20 protein-coding genes and 1 riboswitch are annotated in these 18,524 nt (G+C 65.5%); of the genes, 15 read left to right on the forward strand and 5 right to left on the reverse strand.

Annotated elements, in window-relative coordinates; genetic code table 11:
- The first annotated feature begins 238 nt into the window (after positions 1-238).
- The 3 genes from AB7532_RS28145 to AB7532_RS28155 all read left to right on the forward strand — a co-directional run bounded on the left by AB7532_RS28145 (position 239) and on the right by AB7532_RS28155 (position 2,093).
- Complete coding sequence (locus AB7532_RS28145; protein ID WP_441237940.1) at positions 239-955, forward strand: L,D-transpeptidase; 717 nt, start codon at positions 239-241, stop codon at positions 953-955.
- Positions 956-1,056: 101 nt separating this feature from the next.
- A complete protein-coding gene (locus AB7532_RS28150) occupies positions 1,057-1,476 on the forward strand; it encodes a c-type cytochrome (RefSeq protein WP_441237941.1) in 420 nt (139 codons plus the stop codon).
- Positions 1,477-1,565: 89 nt separating this feature from the next.
- On the forward strand, positions 1,566-2,093 hold the full coding sequence (locus AB7532_RS28155) for an N-acetyltransferase family protein (RefSeq protein WP_441237942.1): 528 nt from the start codon (positions 1,566-1,568) through the stop codon (positions 2,091-2,093).
- Positions 2,094-2,105: 12 nt separating this feature from the next.
- Here the strand turns inward: AB7532_RS28155 and AB7532_RS28160 are convergent, their stop codons facing one another.
- Together AB7532_RS28160 and AB7532_RS28165 are read right to left on the reverse strand one after the other, a co-directional pair.
- Positions 2,106-2,384 carry a hypothetical protein gene (locus AB7532_RS28160; RefSeq protein ID WP_441237943.1) on the reverse strand — a complete coding sequence of 93 codons (279 nt, stop codon included), beginning with the start codon at positions 2,382-2,384 and terminating at the stop codon, positions 2,106-2,108.
- Positions 2,377-3,165 carry a DUF899 domain-containing protein gene (locus tag AB7532_RS28165; RefSeq protein ID WP_441237944.1) on the reverse strand — a complete coding sequence of 263 codons (789 nt, stop codon included), beginning with the start codon at positions 3,163-3,165 and terminating at the stop codon, positions 2,377-2,379. The genes AB7532_RS28160 and AB7532_RS28165 overlap by 8 nt, the downstream gene beginning before the upstream one ends.
- Positions 3,166-3,258: 93 nt before the next feature.
- On the opposite strand from AB7532_RS28165, the gene AB7532_RS28170 reads away from it, so the two are divergent.
- From AB7532_RS28170 to AB7532_RS28185, 4 genes are all read left to right on the forward strand, one after another.
- A complete protein-coding gene (locus tag AB7532_RS28170; protein ID WP_441237945.1) occupies positions 3,259-4,479 on the forward strand; it encodes a helix-turn-helix domain-containing protein in 1,221 nt (406 codons plus the stop codon).
- 30 nt (positions 4,480-4,509) lie between these two features.
- Positions 4,510-5,148: a Vgb family protein gene (locus AB7532_RS28175; protein ID WP_441237946.1), complete on the forward strand. Its 639-nt coding sequence runs from the start codon at positions 4,510-4,512 to the stop codon at positions 5,146-5,148.
- Between the two features lie 135 nt (positions 5,149-5,283).
- Positions 5,284-6,852, forward strand: coding sequence for a DUF4403 family protein (locus AB7532_RS28180; RefSeq protein WP_441237947.1), 1,569 nt, complete (start codon positions 5,284-5,286; stop codon positions 6,850-6,852).
- A 373-nt stretch (positions 6,853-7,225) separates the two neighbouring features.
- Positions 7,226-8,434, forward strand: a complete 1,209-nt coding sequence (locus AB7532_RS28185; protein WP_441237948.1) for an ABC transporter substrate-binding protein — start codon at positions 7,226-7,228, stop codon at positions 8,432-8,434.
- A 166-nt stretch (positions 8,435-8,600) separates the two neighbouring features.
- Here AB7532_RS28185 and AB7532_RS28190 read toward each other — a convergent pair whose 3' ends face one another.
- Together AB7532_RS28190 and AB7532_RS28195 are read right to left on the reverse strand one after the other, a co-directional pair.
- A complete protein-coding gene (locus AB7532_RS28190; RefSeq protein WP_441237949.1) occupies positions 8,601-9,134 on the reverse strand; it encodes a PRC-barrel domain-containing protein in 534 nt (177 codons plus the stop codon).
- Positions 9,135-9,373: 239 nt separating this feature from the next.
- Positions 9,374-9,943 (reverse strand): hypothetical protein, encoded by a 570-nt coding sequence (locus AB7532_RS28195; protein ID WP_441237950.1) that lies wholly within the window; start codon positions 9,941-9,943, stop codon positions 9,374-9,376.
- Between the two features lie 180 nt (positions 9,944-10,123).
- Here AB7532_RS28195 and AB7532_RS28200 point away from each other — a divergent pair, with 180 nt between their 5' ends.
- A complete protein-coding gene (locus tag AB7532_RS28200) occupies positions 10,124-10,894 on the forward strand; it encodes a response regulator (RefSeq protein WP_441237951.1) in 771 nt (256 codons plus the stop codon).
- Between the two features lie 13 nt (positions 10,895-10,907).
- A complete protein-coding gene (locus AB7532_RS28205) occupies positions 10,908-12,233 on the forward strand; it encodes an ATP-binding protein (RefSeq protein WP_441237952.1) in 1,326 nt (441 codons plus the stop codon).
- An 84-nt stretch (positions 12,234-12,317) separates the two neighbouring features.
- On the opposite strand, the gene AB7532_RS28210 is transcribed toward AB7532_RS28205, so the two are convergent.
- Positions 12,318-12,530, reverse strand: a complete 213-nt coding sequence (locus AB7532_RS28210; RefSeq protein WP_441237953.1) for a hypothetical protein — start codon at positions 12,528-12,530, stop codon at positions 12,318-12,320.
- A gap of 234 nt (positions 12,531-12,764) precedes the next feature.
- On the opposite strand from AB7532_RS28210, the gene AB7532_RS28215 reads away from it, so the two are divergent.
- From AB7532_RS28215 to thiC, 6 genes are all read left to right on the forward strand, one after another.
- On the forward strand, positions 12,765-13,313 hold the full coding sequence (locus AB7532_RS28215; protein WP_441237954.1) for a transglycosylase SLT domain-containing protein: 549 nt from the start codon (positions 12,765-12,767) through the stop codon (positions 13,311-13,313).
- 171 nt (positions 13,314-13,484) lie between these two features.
- Positions 13,485-13,629, forward strand: a riboswitch (TPP riboswitch).
- Positions 13,617-14,642 (forward strand): FAD-dependent oxidoreductase, encoded by a 1,026-nt coding sequence (locus AB7532_RS28220; protein ID WP_441237955.1) that lies wholly within the window; start codon positions 13,617-13,619, stop codon positions 14,640-14,642. (Overlaps the previous riboswitch by 13 nt.)
- Positions 14,633-14,830 (forward strand): sulfur carrier protein ThiS, encoded by a 198-nt coding sequence (gene thiS, locus AB7532_RS28225; RefSeq protein WP_441237956.1) that lies wholly within the window; start codon positions 14,633-14,635, stop codon positions 14,828-14,830. The genes AB7532_RS28220 and thiS overlap by 10 nt, the downstream gene beginning before the upstream one ends.
- Before the next feature lie 156 nt (positions 14,831-14,986).
- Complete coding sequence (locus tag AB7532_RS28230) at positions 14,987-15,769, forward strand: thiazole synthase (protein WP_441237957.1); 783 nt, start codon at positions 14,987-14,989, stop codon at positions 15,767-15,769.
- On the forward strand, positions 15,756-16,364 hold the full coding sequence (locus tag AB7532_RS28235; RefSeq protein WP_441237958.1) for a thiamine phosphate synthase: 609 nt from the start codon (positions 15,756-15,758) through the stop codon (positions 16,362-16,364). Before AB7532_RS28230 ends, AB7532_RS28235 begins: the two co-directional genes overlap by 14 nt.
- 175 nt (positions 16,365-16,539) lie before the next feature.
- On the forward strand, positions 16,540-18,438 hold the full coding sequence (gene thiC / locus AB7532_RS28240) for a phosphomethylpyrimidine synthase ThiC (protein WP_441237959.1): 1,899 nt from the start codon (positions 16,540-16,542) through the stop codon (positions 18,436-18,438).
- Positions 18,439-18,524 lie beyond the last annotated feature (86 nt).

Genomic DNA, 18,524 nt, shown 5'->3' on the forward strand with positions numbered 1-18,524 from the left:
ACCATCAACCACGGATATTTCAGGCGTGTGACGTCATAGAAGTGTCGGCCCGCTGTTTTGATCGTTAACGGATCGCCGCGGCCACGAAACTGTCATGAAACAATCCTTTCCGCGACGAAACCGTTTTCGGTTTTCCACGCAAACGTCCCGAAACTTCTTTCCCTTAGTGATCTGGGCAACAGAGCACCGAAACGGTGCCGCGGTGGTGTTTGAAACACCGAGCAAACAGGGGCGATCAATGTTTAATCTGGATACTTTCAAGACGTTTTCGCGTGCCGTTGCCTTTGGCGCAGTCGCGGTTTCCGCAATCGCTTTCGCGGGCACGGCGAAGGCCGCGCCGGTGCAGCTCTTCCCGTTCTTCCAGCCGCTGCCGCCGATCACCGCGCCGCAGCCGATGCAGCCCTATCAGCCCTACCAGGCGCCGACCTATCAGACCGAGCCGTCCGAGGACCAGGACGCGGTCGAGACGCCGGCCCGCTTCCGCCGCCAGACTGTCTCCTACGCGACGCGGGAAGCCCCGGGCACGATCATCATCGATACGCCCAACACCTATCTCTATCTCGTGCTCGGCAACGGCCAGGCGATGCGTTACGGCATCGGCGTCGGCCGCGACGGCTTCACCTGGTCCGGCACGCAGTCGGTGACCCGCAAGGCCGAGTGGCCGGCCTGGACGCCTCCGCCGGAGATGATCGCCCGCCAGCCTTATCTGCCGCGTCACATGGCCGGTGGCCCCGGTAACCCGCTCGGCGCCCGCGCCATGTATCTCGGGGGCACCATCTACCGCATCCACGGCACCAACGCCCCCGACACCATCGGCAAGCGCGTCTCCTCCGGCTGCATCCGCCTCACCAACGACGACGTCAGCGACCTCTATTCCCGCGTCAACGTCGGCACCAAGGTGATCGTGCTGCCGCAGACCGAGCGCCGCGCGGACCTCGGCAGCGCAACGCGCTAACGCGACAGGACATTGTGACGCAAACGGCCCCGGAACCCACCGGGGCCGCTTTCGTTTGCCCTCGACATTGCGCGCGCGTGCTTGCTGCAGCGCGATCCCCGATGGAGGCGCAGATGCAAAACTCGCTTGGAACACGGCTGCGCGCGATCGCGGGCGCGGGAGCATTGACGCTGCTCCTCTCCGCGCCCTCCTCGCTCGCGCAACAGCCGGCGAGCGGCGACGCAGCCCAGCAGGCCTTCAACAATTCCTGCCGCACCTGCCACTCGGTGAAGGAAGGCGACAACCGTCTCGGCCCCAACCTCAACCAGATCGTCGGCCGCAAGGCCGGCGCGCTGCCGAACTACAATTATTCCCCGTCGATGAAAGAAGCCGGCTTCGTCTGGGACCCGGACAAGCTCACCCGCTTCATGGTCAAGCCGGACGAAATCGTCTCCGGCAACAAGATGCAGCCGTATGGCGGCGTCTCGGCGGATGAGGCCGGCAGGATCGTTGCTTATTTGCAGGCGGCAGGCGGGCAGTAGCGCTGCGGAAGGCGAGTCGACCTCGATCGAAAGCGGTCGATTGCATCGCCCACGCCACCATGGTCTCCTCCACGACCATGACAGTCGCTGTGCACACCACCGCCCCAACGATCAAACTGCTCACCCCCGCGGACGCTGCTCTCTATCGCCCGGTCCGGCTTGAAGCCCTCGCGGCGCATCCCGAAGCGTTTACCAGCACGTTCGAGCGCGAGCAGGAAAAGCCCGTCGCCTGGTTCGAGGAGCGCCTCGCGGCATCGGACGTGTTCGGCGCGTTCATCGCGGGCGAGATCGTCGGGACCGCCGGCTTCCGCCGGGAGGACGGCGCGAAGACCGCACACAAGGGCGTCCTCTGGGGCATGTATGTGCGGCCACAGGCGCGGAAATGCGGCACGGGGCGACTGCTCGTCGACGCGGTCGTGGCGCACGCGGCAAAGCGCGTCGAGCAGCTACATCTTGTCGTCGTCAGGGACAATCTGGCCGCCTTGCGGCTCTACACGGCCGCCGGCTTCGTCGAATACGGCCGCGGGGTGAAGGCACTGAAACACGGCGGCCGATACCATGACGAGACCTTGATGGTCCTGTTCTTCGACGGACGCGATGCGACACCGCCCCGGTGATGCCGGCCCGTCTCAGCGATCACTCCCGCGCCGCCACGCCCCGATCAGCTTCAGCCAAGCCGCGGAATGAAACGCGCTCATCAGGAAATACATCGGCACCATCCCGCCGAGCAGAGAGCCCTGCCCGGCGGCGCACAGCATGTCCGCCGGGCCGCCGCCGATCATGGCCGTCAGCACGGCCATGATCGCGAAGGTCGGCGTCGCCGCCAAGGCCAGCCATCTGGCGAGGTGGCGCGCGGCCGGCCCGCCATCGCGGTTCGCGCCAGCCGTTGCGCTGCCGGGACTAGTCACGTCCTTCCGCCGCCTCCTCGCGAAACGCCTTCTCGCCGGCGTCCGAGATCTCGACCCACTTCTGGTCGGGCGCGGCACCTTCGGCGTAGCTGTCGTGCCAATTCCACCATTTGTAGGTCGGCGTCTGCGGATAGCCCTTTGGCGAGTCCTCCCAGACCTCCTGCCGGCCGAGCGGCGTGATGTCGAGGTAGTTCCAGGTCCCTCCCATCTGCTCGTCGCCGCGGCTCTTGACGAAGTAGGTGCGGAAGATGCGATCGCCGTCGTCGCGGTAGAACACGTTGGTGCCGTGCCATTCGTCGACGCCGAAATCCTTGTCGAAACTGTCGATGACCGTGATCCACGGGATGGTCCAGCCCATCCGCTTCTTCAGCCTGGCGATGTCGGCCTGCGGCGCGCGCGAAGCGAACATCAGCGTGGTGTCGCGGGCGTTCAGATGCGAGACATGGGCGACCTGGTCGGCCACCATCGAGCAGCCGCGGCAGGCATGATCGGGCCAGCCGAACACGCCGGGTTCGAAGAAGGCGCGGTAGACGATCAGCTGACGCCGGCCCTGGAACAAATCAGTCAGACTGACCTTGCCGCCGGGCCCCTCGAACGCATAGGTTTTGGTGACCTCCATCCACGGCATGCGCCGGCGCTCGGCGGCCAGCGCGTCGCGGGCTCGGGTTTGTGCCTTTTCCTTCAAGAGCAGTTGCTGACGGGCGGCCTCCCAATCCTGCGCCGATACCACCGGCGGTGTCTGCATGGCGGCGTTGGTTCCTGCTTTTTCAACTGATGTCATGATGGCTCTCCAAACCTCTTTCCTGACGTCCTGCCAACGATTTCTGGCACCAGGCGGTTGCGCGGCGGGAGTAACAAGTGTGGCGGGATTTGAATGGAGTCGCTGATCACGGCCGCAGCGCGCGCATTGGAGGCCGGCGATCCGCTCGGCGCCTTGAACCGCGTTGCACTGCGCAATGACGCGCCGTCGCTGGCGTTGCGCGGCATCGCCATGGCGCAGCTCGGCGATCTCGCGAAGGCGAAGACGCTGCTGCGCAGCGCCGCCCGCGCGTTCGGCCCGCGCGAGGCCATGGCGCGCGCCAGATGCGTCGTGGCGGAAGCCGAAATCGCGCTGGTCTCGCGCGATCTTAGCTGGCCGGTGAAAACGCTCGCGGCCGCGCGGGCGACGCTCGAGAAGCATGGCGATCACGCCAATGCCGCGCATGCCGGTCACATCGAGGCGCGCCGTCTTCTTCTCGTCGGGCGCCTCGACGAGGCCGAGCGAACGCTGGCCGAGCTGGGCCCCTCGCCGCTTCCGCCCGCATCGCAAGTCATGCGTGAGCTTGTGGTCGCGGGCATCGCCATCAGGCGGCTCAGAACGAAGGATGCGCGCATAGCGCTCGACCGCGCGGCCACGGCGGCTCGCCATGCAAAAATCCCTGCTCTCACGGCCGAGGTCGACAGCGCGAACCTCATCCTCGACACGCCGGCCGCGCGCCTGATCGCGCGCGGCCGCGAGCACCCGCTGCTGCTCGGCGAGGTCGAACGACTGGCAAGCTCGACGGCGCTCGTCGTGGACAGTTTTCATCATGTCGTGCGCAGGCAAGGCGTTGTCGCCTCGCTCGGGACGCGGCCGGTGCTGTTCGCGCTCGCTCGCCTGCTGGCGCAGGCATGGCCTGCGGATGTTTCGCGAGAGGCTCTGATATCAGGCGCGTTCGGAGCGAAGCACGCCGATGAATCGCATCGCGCACGGTTGCGCGTCGAGATCGGGCGGCTCCGCACGAAGCTCAAACCTCTGGCCGATATCAGCGCGACGAAGCAGGGCTTTGTGCTGGCACCGCGGAAGGCGCGCGACGTCCTCGTGCTGGCGCGGCCCGTCGAGGAAAAGCACGCTTCCGTGCTCGCCTTCCTTTCGGACGGCGGGCCGTGGTCGAGCTCGGCGCTCGCTCTGGCGCTGGGCACGAGCCCGCGCACGGTGCAGCGGGCCCTCGAAGAGCTGGCGCGGTCGAACAAGGTGCAGTCGTTCGGACACGGCCGCGCGCGGCGCTGGATGACCCCGCCTGTCCCGGGATTCCCGACAGGCTTGTTACTCCCCGGACCGCTGCTGAAGACGTAAGGTTGCGGGCACATCACAGGGACCAGGCACATGAAACGTTCAGCCGCCGAGATCGTCAGGGAATACGGGCCTTACGCGGGCGTCGAGGCCGTGCACGGCGTCACCTATGACGGCACCCATGTCTGGTTCGCATCCGGTGACAAATTGAATGCGGTCGACCCGGACAGCGGCAAGATCGCACGCTCCATCGATGTCGCCGCGCATGCCGGAACCGCGTTCGACGGAAAGCACCTGTTCCAGATCGCCGAGGATCGCATTCAGAAGATCGACGCCGCCACCGGCAGGGTGCTCGGCACGATCCCGGCCCCTGGCGGCGGTGGCGATTCCGGCCTGGCCTGGGCCGAGGGCTCGCTCTGGGTCGGCGAATATCGCGAGCGCAAGATCCACCAGGTCGATCCCGAGACGGGCAAGGTCCTCCGCACCATCGAAAGCAAGCGCTTCGTGACCGGCGTCACCTGGGTGGACGGCGAGCTCTGGCACGGCACTTGGGAAAACGAAGAGAGCGACGTGCGGCGGATCGACCCTGAGACCGGCAAGGTGCTCGAACAGCTCGACCTGCCCGCCGGGACGGGCGTCTCTGGACTGGAGTCCGACGGCGGCGACCGCTTCTTCTGCGGGGGCGGTGCTAACGGCAATGTGAGAGCGGTCCGCCGCCCCCGACGCGGCTAGGTGCGCGATGACCGCCTGAATGCCGCCGCTCTTTCGCAGCCGTTAACCTGTTCGCCCCAATTCCACCCCACCGGTGCGCTCTAGCGCCCTCCTCGCCCGCCCTGTAAAATCCCCATCGGGCGGCCTGGGGGAGTGATGCGTCTGACGTTGAATTTCAAAACTGTGCTGATCGCCGTGGTGGTGCTCGCCGCGTCGTTTTTCGTCAGCCTGAAAGCGATGGACTTTCTGTCGCCGCGCGCGACCAATTCCGCGCCGCCGGTCGCGCAATTGCCGCCGCTGCCACCGGTCTCGAAGAACTCGATCGTGGTGGCGCCGGTCGCGATCGCGATCTCGGCGATCCGCGAGCAGGCCGAGAAGGCCGCGCCGCGCAATTTCGCCGGCAAGGCCGACAACCCCGTCTCGCAGATCCTGGAGAACGCCGACATCGGCTGGTCCGCCGTGCGCGGCGCGATGGCAGCGAGCGGCGACAAGGACGTGCTGACGATCTCGACGCCGCTCAACGGCAAGCTGAACGTGACGGGCTCATTGTCGGCCAAGGCCACCGGCGCGCTCGGCGATGCGCTCGGCAGCGTGCTCGGCGGCGACGCCGCGAAGCGGATCGGCGCGGTCAACATCAAGAATCTGAACGCCAGCGCCGAGATCAAGGGCAACGTCATCGTCACCTCGCGCCCGAAGCTCGCGGCCAACTGGCATCTCGAACCCAATCTCGCCGCCCAGGTCAATCTCGGCGACACCAACGTCAACGTCGCCGGCGCCAAGGTCAACGTGCCGGCGCAGGTGAAGCCGCTGATCGACAAGAATGTCGGCGAGCAGATCAACGTCGTCTCCGAGCGCATCCGCAACGATCCGTCGCTGCGGGAGAATGCCAAGCTGCAATGGGCCAAGGCCTGCCGCTCGATCCCGCTGCAAGGCTCGGGCTCGTCGGCCGCGCTGCCGCCGCTCTGGCTCGAGATGAAGCCGATCCGCGCCATCGCGGCGCAGCCACGCGTCGACGCGCAGAACGTGACGCTCCTGCTCGGCCTCGAGCTCGAGACGCGCGTCACCTCGACGCCGTCCAAGCCGGACTGCCCGTTCCCCGACAAGATCTCGATCGTGCCGCCGACCGGCACCGGCGTGAACATCGGCGTTCCCATCGACGTGCCGTTCACCGAGATCAACAAGCTGATTGCCGCGCAGATGGTCGGCAAGACCTATCCCGAGGACGGCTCCGGTCCGGTCGACGTCACCGTGAAAAGCGTCAACGTGATCCCGTCCGGCGATCGCCTCCTGATCTCGCTGCTGGTGCGGGCCAAGGAGAAGAAGAGCTGGCTCGGTCTCGGCGCGGAGGCGACCGTGCACATCTGGGGCCGGCCGATGCTCGACCAGGCGCAGCAGACGCTGCGGCTCGCCGACATCCAGCTCGCGGTGGAATCCGAGGCCGCGTTCGGCTTGCTGGGCGCGGCGGCACGCAGCGTGGTGCCGCAGATGCAGCAGGCTTTGGTGCAGAAGGCGACGATCGACCTGAAGCCGATCGCCGCCAATGCGCGCGAGAAGATCGCCGCCGCGATCGCCGACTACCAGAAGAGCGAGGACGGTCTCAAGGTCGATGCCAAGATCGACAGCCTGACGCTGGCTGACATCGCCTTCGACTCCAAGACGCTGCGCGTGGTCACGGAAGCCGGCGGCACGTTGAACGTATCCGTGACGAAGCTGTCGGGAATGTAGGGTCTCCTCCCTCCCTCGGCCTGCGGCAGAGCAATGCACGACCTGAGCGCGCGCCTCGTCCTTCGAGACGACCGCTTCGCGGCCTCCTCAGGATGAGGCTCAGCTGCATCGGTGCTCGCTCGTAAAAGCGACGGCCGCACGTTCGGTCCTCATCCTGAGGGCCCGCCACCGGCGGGCGTCTCGAAGGATGGCCACAGGGGAAGCGCTTCCTGTGCGGTGACCCTGCCGCACGCGGGGATAGCCGAAGCAACACCGCCGCGCCCTGCTTATTTCTCCACCCACTCACGCATCTTTGGCTTAGCTGCCGCGACCGATTGTCGCTAAAACCTCCCTGCAAACAACGCCCAAACAACAACACACAGGGAGAAACAACATGCAAAAACTCATCGCCGCGGTCGCGGCCGGCCTTGCCCTCGCCGCCACGTCAGGAGCGGCGCAGGCGCAGATCTCGGACGACATCGTCAAGATCGGCGTGCTCACGGACATGTCGAGCCTCTATGCGGACGCGACCGGCAAGGGCTCGCTCGCCGCCGTCGAGATGGCGGTCGCCGATTACGGCGCCAAGGTTGCGGGCAAGCCCGTCGCAGTCGTCGCTGCCGATCACCAGAACAAGCCTGACGTCGGCGTCAACATCGCCCGCAACTGGTACGACAACGACAAGGTCGACGCGATCTTCGACGTGCCGACCTCCTCGGTGGCGCTGCCGATCTCGGCGCTGACGCGCGAGAAGAACAAGATCAACATCAATTCCGGCGGCGGCTCTTCCGACATCACCGGCATCGCCTGTTCGCCCAATACCGTGCACTGGACCTACGACACCTACGCGCTCTCCAACGTCGCCGGCAAGGCGATGGTGAAGCGCGGCGAAGACACATGGTTCTTCGTCACCGCCGACTACGCCTTCGGCATGGCGCTGCAGCGCGACGCCGCCAACGTGGTCAAGGAGAGCGGCGGCAAGGTGGTCGGCGAGGTCCGCCATCCCCTCAACTCCTCGGACTTCTCGTCCTTCCTGCTCCAGGCCCAGGCGTCCAAGGCCAAGGTGGTCGCCCTTGCCAATGCCGGCGGCGATACCACCAACGCGCTGAAGCAGGCGGCCGAATTCGGACTGGTGCAAGGCGGCCAGAAGATGATCGCGCTGCTGCAGGAGATCACCGACACGCATTCGCTCGGCATCAAGGCCACGCAGGGCCTGATCGTCACCGACGCGTTCTACTGGGACATGAACGAGGAGACGCGCGCCTTTTCGAAACGCTTCAACGAGAAGGTCGGCCATATGCCGACCATGATCCAGGCCGGGCTCTATTCGGCGACCATGCATTATCTCAAGGCGATCGAAGCCATCAAGACCGACGAGGCACCGAAGGTGATGGAGCAGATGCGCAAGACGCCGGTCAACGACTTCTTCGCCAGAAACGGCAAGATCCGCATCGACGGCCGGATGGTCCACGACATGTATCTGTTCGAAGTGAAGAAGCCCGAGGAATCCAAGGGCGAATGGGACCTCTACAAGCTGATCGCCACCGTACCCGGCGACGAAGCCTTCCGTCCGCTCGACAAGGGCGGCTGCCCGCTGGTGAAGTAAGGCAGAACCCATCCGCCGTCATTGCGAGCGAAGCGAAGCAATCCAGAAATGCATCCTTGGAAACAGTCGGGATTGCTTCGTCGCTTCGCTCCTCGCAATGACGCGATAACACGACAGCGCGCCCGGGGAAAACCGGGCGCGCTTCGTTTAGGTGGCTAGAAGCCCATTACTCCGCGTACTTGAACTCGGGCATGTTCTTCAGCTCGTCCTTGCTCGCGTTGAACACGGCGTGGTCCGGATACCATTTCGACGTGGACGACGTGGTCGAAGCGGCCGGTGCCGTCGTCGTCGCGGTTCGCTCGGTGCCGGTCGCAGCGCCGGTGGTCGTCGTCGTTGCCGGCCGGGTCGTCGTGGTCGAGGCGACGGCCTCGTTGACGAACTTCAGCTTCTCATAGGGCACGGCGACCAGATGCTCGCCCATGCCGAGGAAACCGCCGACGCCGATCACGGCGATCTTGACGGTACCGGTCTTGTCCATCAGCAGGTCGCTGATCGAGCCGATGTTCTCGTTGGCATCGTTATAGACCTTGATGCCGTCCATCTTGGAGGTCCGCCACTGGCCCGACGCTGTCGTGGTCGTCGTGGTGGCGATGGCTGCGGGTGCGGCCTTGTCGGTGGTGACGGTCGGCGACTGCGCGAACGCAACGGTCGCAAGAAGTGCGGTGCCGGCAAGACCGGCGGCGATCGATTTCATCAACATTGTTGTCCTCTCCTTCAGCAGAAAACTTGTGCGGAGAGAACAGCGCTGAGCACACGCAGTTCCTAAGCTGCGGCAATTTCGTTGCGTAATGATGGTGCTGCGTTGCGATGACGGTTCCTGCGTCACTCAGGAACATCGGAAATACGGAACGTTCGAAATGCACAGTTCCCCGCCGACGATCATGCGCCCTGGGTGAAGCATGATCGCGGCGAGGAACGCGCCGACCCGCGTCGCTCAGGTCAGCTCTTGAAGTCGATCAGAAGCGCGGAGAAATCCGAGCTGCTCGATGAGCTGCCGCTGGCGCCGTAGGATGACGACGACGATTGCGACTGCTGGAGCGCCTCGAGAAATTGCTTGAGGATTTCGGCCGTCGTCGAACTGCTCGACGTGCTGCTGGTCGAGTCTGTCGACGACGAATCGGAGGTGCTGTCATCCGGCGGCGGTCCGGGCGGCGGACCGCCTGCGCCACCGGGTCCACCAGCCCCGCCGGGACCGTTGGCGAAGGCGGACTGGAACACGTTCTTCAACTCGTCGGCCTGGTCGGACGTCAGCGTCCCGTTCGACACCTCGTTGGAGATGAGGTCGTCGATCTTCGACTGCATCTCGTCCTTGGACGGCTTGGTGCCGCTCGACTGATCGCTGGACCGGCTCGACTGCAAGGCCGTGTCGATGTCGGTCAGCGCCGTCGACAGCGCGGACTGGTCCGACGACGAGATCGTGCCGGCCGAAACTTCCGATTGCAATTCCTGCTGCAACTTTTGCAACGGCGACTGGTAGGTACCGGCGGAGGCCGCCGAAATCGAGGTCATGATGGCTCCGGGGTTTTTGCGGGGTTTCTTGTGTGACTTCGCTACGGTATGGTTAACGGTCTTAACGAGACCTTGCCGTTTCGCGACCCGGTCGTTGCAGGGCGTTACGGATCACCGACCAGAAACAAACTGAAACAAAAATCTTCGCCATTTGGCCCGAATCTTGGACAAACAAAGCGCATGGCCATTCCCAATCCCAACATCCTGGTCGTCGAAGACGACCGCGAAACCCGGACGTTGATTGCGAAGTACCTGCGCAACAACGCCTGCAACGTCACCGCCGTGAGCGATGGCCGCGAAATGTCGCGCGCCATGGCCGATCACCGTGTCGACCTCATCATCCTCGACGTCATGCTGCCCGGCGAGGACGGTTTGAGCCTCTGCCGCAAGGTGCGCGCCGAGGCTCAGACGCCGATCATCATGCTGACCGCGCGCGGCGAGGACGTCGACCGCATTGTCGGCCTTGAAATGGGCGCTGACGACTATCTGCCGAAGCCGTTCAACCCGCGCGAGCTGCTCGCACGCATCAACGCGGTGCTGCGCCGCCAGGCCGCAGCTCAAGCGGCGAGCTCGATCGAGGGTGCGAGCACGCTCGCCTTCGAAGGCTGGCGCATCGATCTGCGCCTGCGCGAGCTGCGCAATCCGGAAGGCGCGCGTGTCGCGGTTACCAGTGCCGAGTTCGATCTGCTCAGGACGTTCTGCGAGCGGCCCGGCCGCGTGCTGTCGCGCGACAGCCTGCTCGACCTCACGCAAGGCCGTAACACCGGCTCGTTCGAGCGCTCCATCGACGTGCTGGTCAGCCGCATCCGCCGCAAGATCGAGCCCAACCCGGCCGATCCGACCATCATCAAGACGGTGCGCTCCGGCGGCTATCTGTTCACGCCCAGAACTGAAGCGGCTGGGATCGAGGCAGTGAGGAACGAAGCGGTCGCGGCGCCCCTGAGCAATTAGCGGGGCGGCCGTCATGACGCCGTTCCGTTTCTTCCACCTCAAGAGCATTGGCGGGCAGATCGCCGCGCTGGTTGTGGCGTCGATCGTCGCGCTGCATCTGATCCTCACCGTCAGCTTCCTGATCAGCCGGCCGGACCGTGCCGAGCCGCCGTCCGACAGCGCGCATCAGCTCGCGGACGCGGCCCTCCTGCTCAACAGTGCCGACGCGAGCGAGCGGCCGCGCATCCTCGCCGATATCACGCGGGCATTTCCGAAGGCCGGCATCGAGCTGCTCGCGCCGGGGACCGCCTCCGCCGCGGACAGCGAGGCCCCGCATCTGCGCAACGTGCGCCGGCACCTCGGCCATCAGTACAAGGTCCTTGCGCTGACACCGGATTTTGGCACGCACCGGATCGCGGTCGAGCTCCCGGACGGCACCATGATCGCGGGCCGTGTCGATCAGAACTCGCGCGAACCGCGGTTCTGGGGCGGCCCCTGGATGATCACGCTGCTGTTCGCGCTGATCAGCGTCACCATGCTCGGCCTGTGGGCGGCCTACGCGCTGGCCGCGCCGCTGTCGTCCTTCGCCAGGGCCGCGGAGAATTTCAGCCTCGACGTTGCCGGCGAGCCGCTGCCCGAACGCGGCCCGGAAGAGATCCGCTCGGTTGCGCGCGCGCTCAACCGCATGCACGAGCGGATCGCGCGGCTGATGTCGGACCGCACCAAGATGCTGGCGGCGATCAGCCACGATCTACGCACGCCGATCACGCGGCTGCGGCTGCGCGCCGAGTTCATCGAGGACGAAGGCAACCGCAAGCGCATGCTGATCGATCTCGACCAGATGCGCTCGATGCTGGAATCGGTGCTGTCGCTCCTGCGCAACGACCGCAAGATCGAGGCGGTGACGCTGGTCGATATCGCCAGCACGCTCCAGCTCATCGCCGACCAGTTCGGCGACATGGGCCATGTCGTGCATTATGACGGCCCGACGTCCGCAACCGCCGCCGCGCGTCCCGACGATCTGCATCGCGGCGTCACCAATCTCGTCGAGAACGCGGTGCGCTTCGGCGCCGAGGTGACCATCCGCCTCGATGTATCCGGCACCAGGCTCGTCATCGATGTCGAGGATGACGGCCCGGGTATTTCGGATGCGCGCAAGCAGGAGATGCTGGAGCCGTTCGTGCGCGGCGACGACGCGCGCACCATGGACGATTCCACCGGCTTCGGGCTCGGCCTCTCGATCGCGCACGCGATCGCACTCGCCCATGGCGGCGAGCTGTCGCTGCACGACCGTCAGCCGCACGGTCTGATCGTGCGGATGCAATTGCCGATGTGGCAACAGCCGCGGCTGGCTGCGTAGGGCATGATCCGGACCCGAAGGGCCGCGTTAGCGCAAAGTGTGCAGCGGTTTTCCGAAAAGATCATGCCCTCTTAAGACAGCGCCTCAGGCCGCGAGCCGCGGATACGCCACGGGCTCGTCGAAGATCGCCACCGCCTCGAAGCGATAATTGCAGGCGTGGCAGGTCCAGAGATAGGAGATGCGTCCCTCACCGGGCTCGGTCCAGTCGGGCTGCGCGATCAGCGTGCCGCATTGTGCGCACGGATTTTGTCTGGGGATGTCGCCGATATGGGCTTCGACCATGGTTATTTTTGTCATGGCACCTCTCCCGATTCGCTGGCCGCTACATACTCGCTTTCGCAGGCTTGCGCGAATAGACAGGCTTGCTGTCGCGAGTTGTCGGCCTGAGGGAACTCCTGCGCCAGCATTGAGTCGTAATGGCGGCTCGGCACCGCGAAAACGTTAACGGCGGCGTTTGGTCACATCATCGCCGCGTTCGGGAGGCCTAACGGCAACCGGGCGCAGATCACTCAGGGACTTCTAGGGTATCTGATGAAAATTTTACGCGTTGCCGCGCTGCTCGCGGCCGGACTGTTGTCGTCGCAGGCCGCATTCGCGGGCGAGGCCGAATATGCTGAGATGGTCGCGATGCATGCGCGCGCCAACGGCGTGCCGGAGGCGCTGGTGCATCGCGTGATCATGCGCGAGAGCCGCTATCAACCCGGCCTCATTGGCCATGGCGGCACCATCGGCCTGATGCAGATCAAGCTCGCGACCGCCCGCGGGGTTGGCTACACCGGCGATGCCGCCGGCCTGCGCGATCCCAACACCAATCTCACTTATGCGGTGAAGTACCTGGCCGGCGCCTATCACGCCGCCAATGGCGACCACACCCGCGCCGTGCGCTATTTCGCAGGCGGCTATTACTACGTCGCCAAGCGGCAGCGTCAGGACCAGCAGGCGATGATGCAGCAAGCCAATGAGACCAGCTCCCAGCTCTGGCTGGAGCCGAACGGCAACCCGCAGCCGATGTTCGGCCCACCGCCGCACAGGAAGCTCGCCCAGCGCGTCCGCAATGCGCGGGCGCAGGCGCCGAAGTAGCCTTCCGTGTCCCGGACGCGCTGCAGCGTGCAACGCTGCTGCGCAGAGCCGGGACCCAGCATTCCGCATAATGGGCCCCGGCTCAGCAGCGCACCACTGCGTGATGCGCTGCGTCCGGGGCACAGTTCCAGCCAAACGCGTTGACCACCCCGTCCCACTGTCCTACATTAGAGACGTTCCGAGGGGTGCTCCGAGGAGGAGCTGAGATACCGCTAAATGGGCAAGCCTGCACTTCAGCAAGCCTGCCCAGGACCGCGGTGACCCTTTGAACCTGATCCGGGTCATGCCGGCGAAGGGACAGGGATGTTGCAGACGACCAAGCGACCGGATTCTTCGGTATCCATCATCGGCGCAGGCATTGCCGGAGCCTGGCAGGCGCTGTTGTTCGCGCAGGCCGGCCATGCCGTGACCCTCCACGAGCGCGGTGACGCCGCCATGACCGACGCCACCAGCCATTGGGCCGGCGGCATGCTCGCGCCCTGGTGCGAGGCGGAGGTCGCCGAACCCATCATCTCCCGGCTCGGCCAGCGCTCCCTCGACATCTGGCGGCGCGAGCTGCCCGACACCCCCTTCAACGGCTCGCTCGTCGTCGCCCATCCGCGCGAGCGCAACGATTTCGAGCGCTTTGCCCGGATGACCGAAGGCCACCGCAGACTCGATGCGGCCGGTCTCGCCGCGCTCGAACCGTCGCTGGAGGGCCGTTTCCGCGATGCGCTGTTCTTCCCGACCGAGGGCCATGTCGAGCCGCGCCGCGTGCTGCCGAAACTGCACGAGCGCATCAAGGCTGCCGGCGGCACCATCAAGTTCGACAGCGACGTTTCCGCTGCCGAACTCGCAAGCCTGAATCCTGCAGGCATCGTCATCGACTGCCGCGGCCTGTCCGCGCGCGACGAGCAGACTGAACTGCGCGGCGTCAAGGGCGAGATGATCCTGATCGAAACCGGCGAGGTGCAGCTGTCGCGCCCGGTGCGGCTGATCCATCCGCGCTGGCCGCTCTATGTCATTCCTCGCGAGGACAATCTGTTCATGCTGGGCGCGACCTCGATCGAGGCCGAGGACACCGGCGTCAGCGTCCGCTCCGCGCTGGAGCTGCTGGGTGCGGCCTATGCCGTGCACCCGGCGTTCGGCGAAGCCCGTATCGTCGAATTCGGCTCGGGCCTGCGCCCGGCCTTTCCCGACAACCTGCCGCGCATCGGCATTCGCGGCGGCCAGATCAGCGTCAACGGGCTCTACCGCCACGGCTTCCTGATCGCGCCGGCGCTCGCCGAGCTGACGCTCTCTTATGTCGCGCGCGGTCAGATCGACAATGAGGTGATGCAATGCGCGTGATCGTGAACGGCGAGCAGCGCGAGGTGAACTCGGCAAGCGTCGATGCGCTGCTGGGCGAGCTCGACTACGAGGGCACCCATTTCGCCATCGCGCTGAACTACGACGTGGTGCCGAAGAGCCGCTGGGCCGAGACCAGCTTAAAGGCCGGCGACGAAATCGAGATCATCACGCCGCGGCAGGGAGGGTGAGGTGATGACGCTCTCGCCGAACATTCCGCTGTCATCGCCCGGCTTGACCGGGCGATCCAGTACGCCGCAGCTTCACGGTTCTAGCCGCTCTGCCGCGGCGTACTGGATCCCCGCTTTCGCGGGGATGACACCGTCAAATGAGGAGACACCTTCGCCATGGTGACCTTCTACGGCAAGACCTTCGCCTCGCGCCTGCTGATCGGCAGCGCGCTCTATCCCTCGCCTGCGATCATGCAGGCGGCGATCCGCGCCTCAGGCTCGAACATCGTCACGGTGTCGCTGCGCCGCGAAGCCGCCGGCGGCAAGTCGGGCGATGCGTTCTGGAAGCTGATCCGCGAGCTCGACGTGACCGTGCTGCCGAACACCGCCGGCTGCCGCAGCGTGCGCGAAGCCGTGACCACCGCCAAGCTCGCGCGCGAGCTGTTCGGCACATCCTGGATCAAGCTGGAAGTCATCGCCGACAACGACACGCTCCAGCCCGACGTGGTCGGACTGGTCGAAGCCGCAGGCATCCTGATCAAGGACGGCTTCGAGGTGTTTCCCTATTGCACCGAGGATCTTTCGGTTGCGAACCGCCTGGTCGATGCCGGCTGCAAGGTGGTGATGCCGTGGGCCGCCCCGATCGGCAGCGCCAGGGGCATCACCAACCGCGACGCGCTCAAGCTGATGCGCGAGCGGCTGCCCGACATCACGCTGGTGGTCGACGCCGGCATCGGCGCGCCCTCGCATGCGGCCGAAGCGCTCGAGCTCGGCTACGACGCCGTGCTGCTCAACACGGCCATCGCCAAGGCCGCCGATCCCGTCGCGATGGCCAACGCCTTCCGCCTCGGCTGTGACGCCGGCCGTACCGCTTACGAAGCCGGGCTGATGAACGCCCGCGACTTCGCCTCCCCTTCAACCCCTGTCGTTGGGACCCCGTTCTGGCATGCCGTATCCTGATCGTTTCTATCCCGTCGTCGACAGCCTCAAATGGGTCGAACGCCTGACAAAGCTCGGCGTCGGCACGATCCAGCTGCGCACAAAGGACCTCGACGATTCGCAGGCGCTGCAAATCGTCACCGACGCGCTCGCCATCACCAACGGCACGCAGGCGAGGCTTGTCGTGAACGACTATTGGCGCGCGGCGATCGTCGCCGGCGCCACGCATCTGCATCTCGGCCAGGAGGATCTCGCCGACGCGGACCTCAAGGCCATCCGCGAGGCTGGCCTCTCGCTCGGCGTCTCCACCCATGACGAGGCGGAGCTCGAAACCGCGCTCGCCGCCAAGCCGGATTACATCGCGCTCGGCCCGATTTTCTTCACCACGCTGAAGTCGATGCGCTTCGAGCCGCAGGGCATTCCCAAGATCACGACATGGAAGAAGCGCATCGGCTCCATCCCGCTGGTCGCGATCGGCGGCATCAAGTTCGAACACGCCGCGGAGATCTTTGCCGCCGGCGCGGATTCGATCGCCGTGGTGTCCGACGTCACCCAGAACGCCGACCCCGATGCGCGGGTGCGGCAATGGCTCGGCCTGACGGTGGAGGCTGCGTGATGTGCCCTACTCTCTCTACGTACTCCGCTGTCATCGCCCGGCTCGACCGGGCGATCCAGTACGCCGCGGCTTCTCCGTACCTCACTACGGTCTCTCGAATACTGGATCCCCGCTTTCGCGGGGATGACAGCTGTAATCGCTCGTGCAGCGAAACTAACGAATTAAGGAGGATCCCATGAACATCCGCTCCAATCCCGACAAGACCGTTCCCGCCGTCACCACCGGCCCTCTCCCGTCCTCGCGGAAAATCTTCGCGACCCCGGACGCCGCGCCCGACATCCGCGTGCCCCTGCGCGAGATCATCCTCTCCGAGGGCGCCGGCGAGCCGAACCTGCCGGTGTACGACACCTCGGGCCCCTACACGGACTCCTCCGTCACCATCGACGTCAATGCCGGTCTCGCCCGCGACCGCAAGACGTGGGTGCTGGAGCGCGGCGGCGTCGAGGAATATCAGGGCCGCCAGATCAAGCCGGAGGACAATGGCAGCGTCTCCACCGACAAGGCCGCGCGTGCGTTCAGCGCTTATCACCAGCCGCTGCGCGGCCTCGACGGCCACAAGATCACGCAGCTCGAATTCGCCCGCGCCGGCATCATCACCAAGGAGATGATCTACGTCGCCGCCCGCGAAAACCTCGGCCGCAAGCAGCAGCTCGATCGCGCCGAGGCGGCGCTTGCCGACGGCGAGAGCTTCGGCGCTTCGGTGCCCGCCTTCATCACGCCGGAGTTCGTCCGCAGCGAGATCGCGCGCGGCCGCGCCATCATCCCCTGCAACATCAACCACAGTGAACTCGAGCCGATGATCATCGGCCGCAACTTCCTCACCAAGATCAACGCCAATATCGGCAACTCGGCGGTGACCTCGTCGGTCGAGGAAGAGGTCGAGAAGATGGTGTGGGCGATCCGCTGGGGCGCCGACACCGTGATGGACCTCTCGACGGGCCGCAACATCCACACCACCCGCGAATGGATCCTGCGCAACGCGCCGGTGCCGATCGGCACCGTTCCGATCTATCAGGCGCTGGAGAAGTGCAACGGCGACCCGGTGCAGCTGACCTGGGAGCTCTACAAGGACACGCTGATCGAGCAGTGCGAGCAGGGCGTCGACTACTTTACGATCCACGCCGGCGTGCGCCTGCAATACATCCACCTCACCGCGAGCCGCGTCACCGGCATCGTCTCGCGCGGCGGCTCGATCATGGCGAAGTGGTGCCTGGCGCATCACAAGGAGAGTTTCCTCTACACCCATTTCGACGAGATCTGCGACCTCATGCGCAAGTATGATGTCTCGTTCTCGCTCGGCGACGGCCTGCGTCCGGGTTCAATCGCGGATGCCAACGACCGCGCGCAGTTCGCGGAGCTGGAGACGCTCGGCGAATTGACGAAGATCGCGTGGGACAAGGGCTGCCAGGTCATGATCGAAGGCCCCGGCCACGTGCCGATGCACAAGATCAAGATCAACATGGACAAGCAGCTCAAGGAGTGCGGCGAAGCGCCGTTCTACACGCTCGGGCCCCTGACCACCGACATCGCGCCGGGCTATGATCACATCACCTCAGGCATCGGTGCCGCCATGATCGGCTGGTTCGGCTGCGCCATGCTCTGCTACGTCACGCCGAAGGAGCATCTCGGCCTGCCCGACCGCAACGACGTCAAGGTCGGCGTCATCACCTACAAGATCGCGGCCCACGCCTCCGATCTCGCCAAGGGCCACCCGGCCGCCCAGCTCCGCGACGACGCGCTGTCACGCGCCCGTTTCGACTTCCGCTGGAGCGACCAGTTCAACCTCGGCCTCGACCCCGACACCGCCAAGAACTTCCACGACGAAACCCTGCCGAAGGAAGCCCACAAGGTCGCGCATTTCTGCTCGATGTGCGGCCCAAAATTCTGCTCGATGAAGATCACGCAGGACGTGCGGGATTATGCGGCGACGCTGAATGATCCGAACTCGATCGGAATGTCGATCAGCGGCACCGCCGAAGACGGCATGAAGCAGATGAGCGCGAAGTTCAAGGAGATGGGGAACAGCGTGTATCTGGATGCGGAGAAGGTGAAGGAGAGTAATCGGGTGTTGTGAGGGGCCTCCTCGCCACTCGGGCTCGACCCGGCATCCGTGAACGGCAAAAGACCGGGCGAGCGCCCGGTCTTTTTCAATATGCGCCA

This window comes from Bradyrhizobium sp. 930_D9_N1_4 (assembly GCF_052076015.1).
Taxonomy (GTDB): domain Bacteria; phylum Pseudomonadota; class Alphaproteobacteria; order Rhizobiales; family Xanthobacteraceae; genus Bradyrhizobium.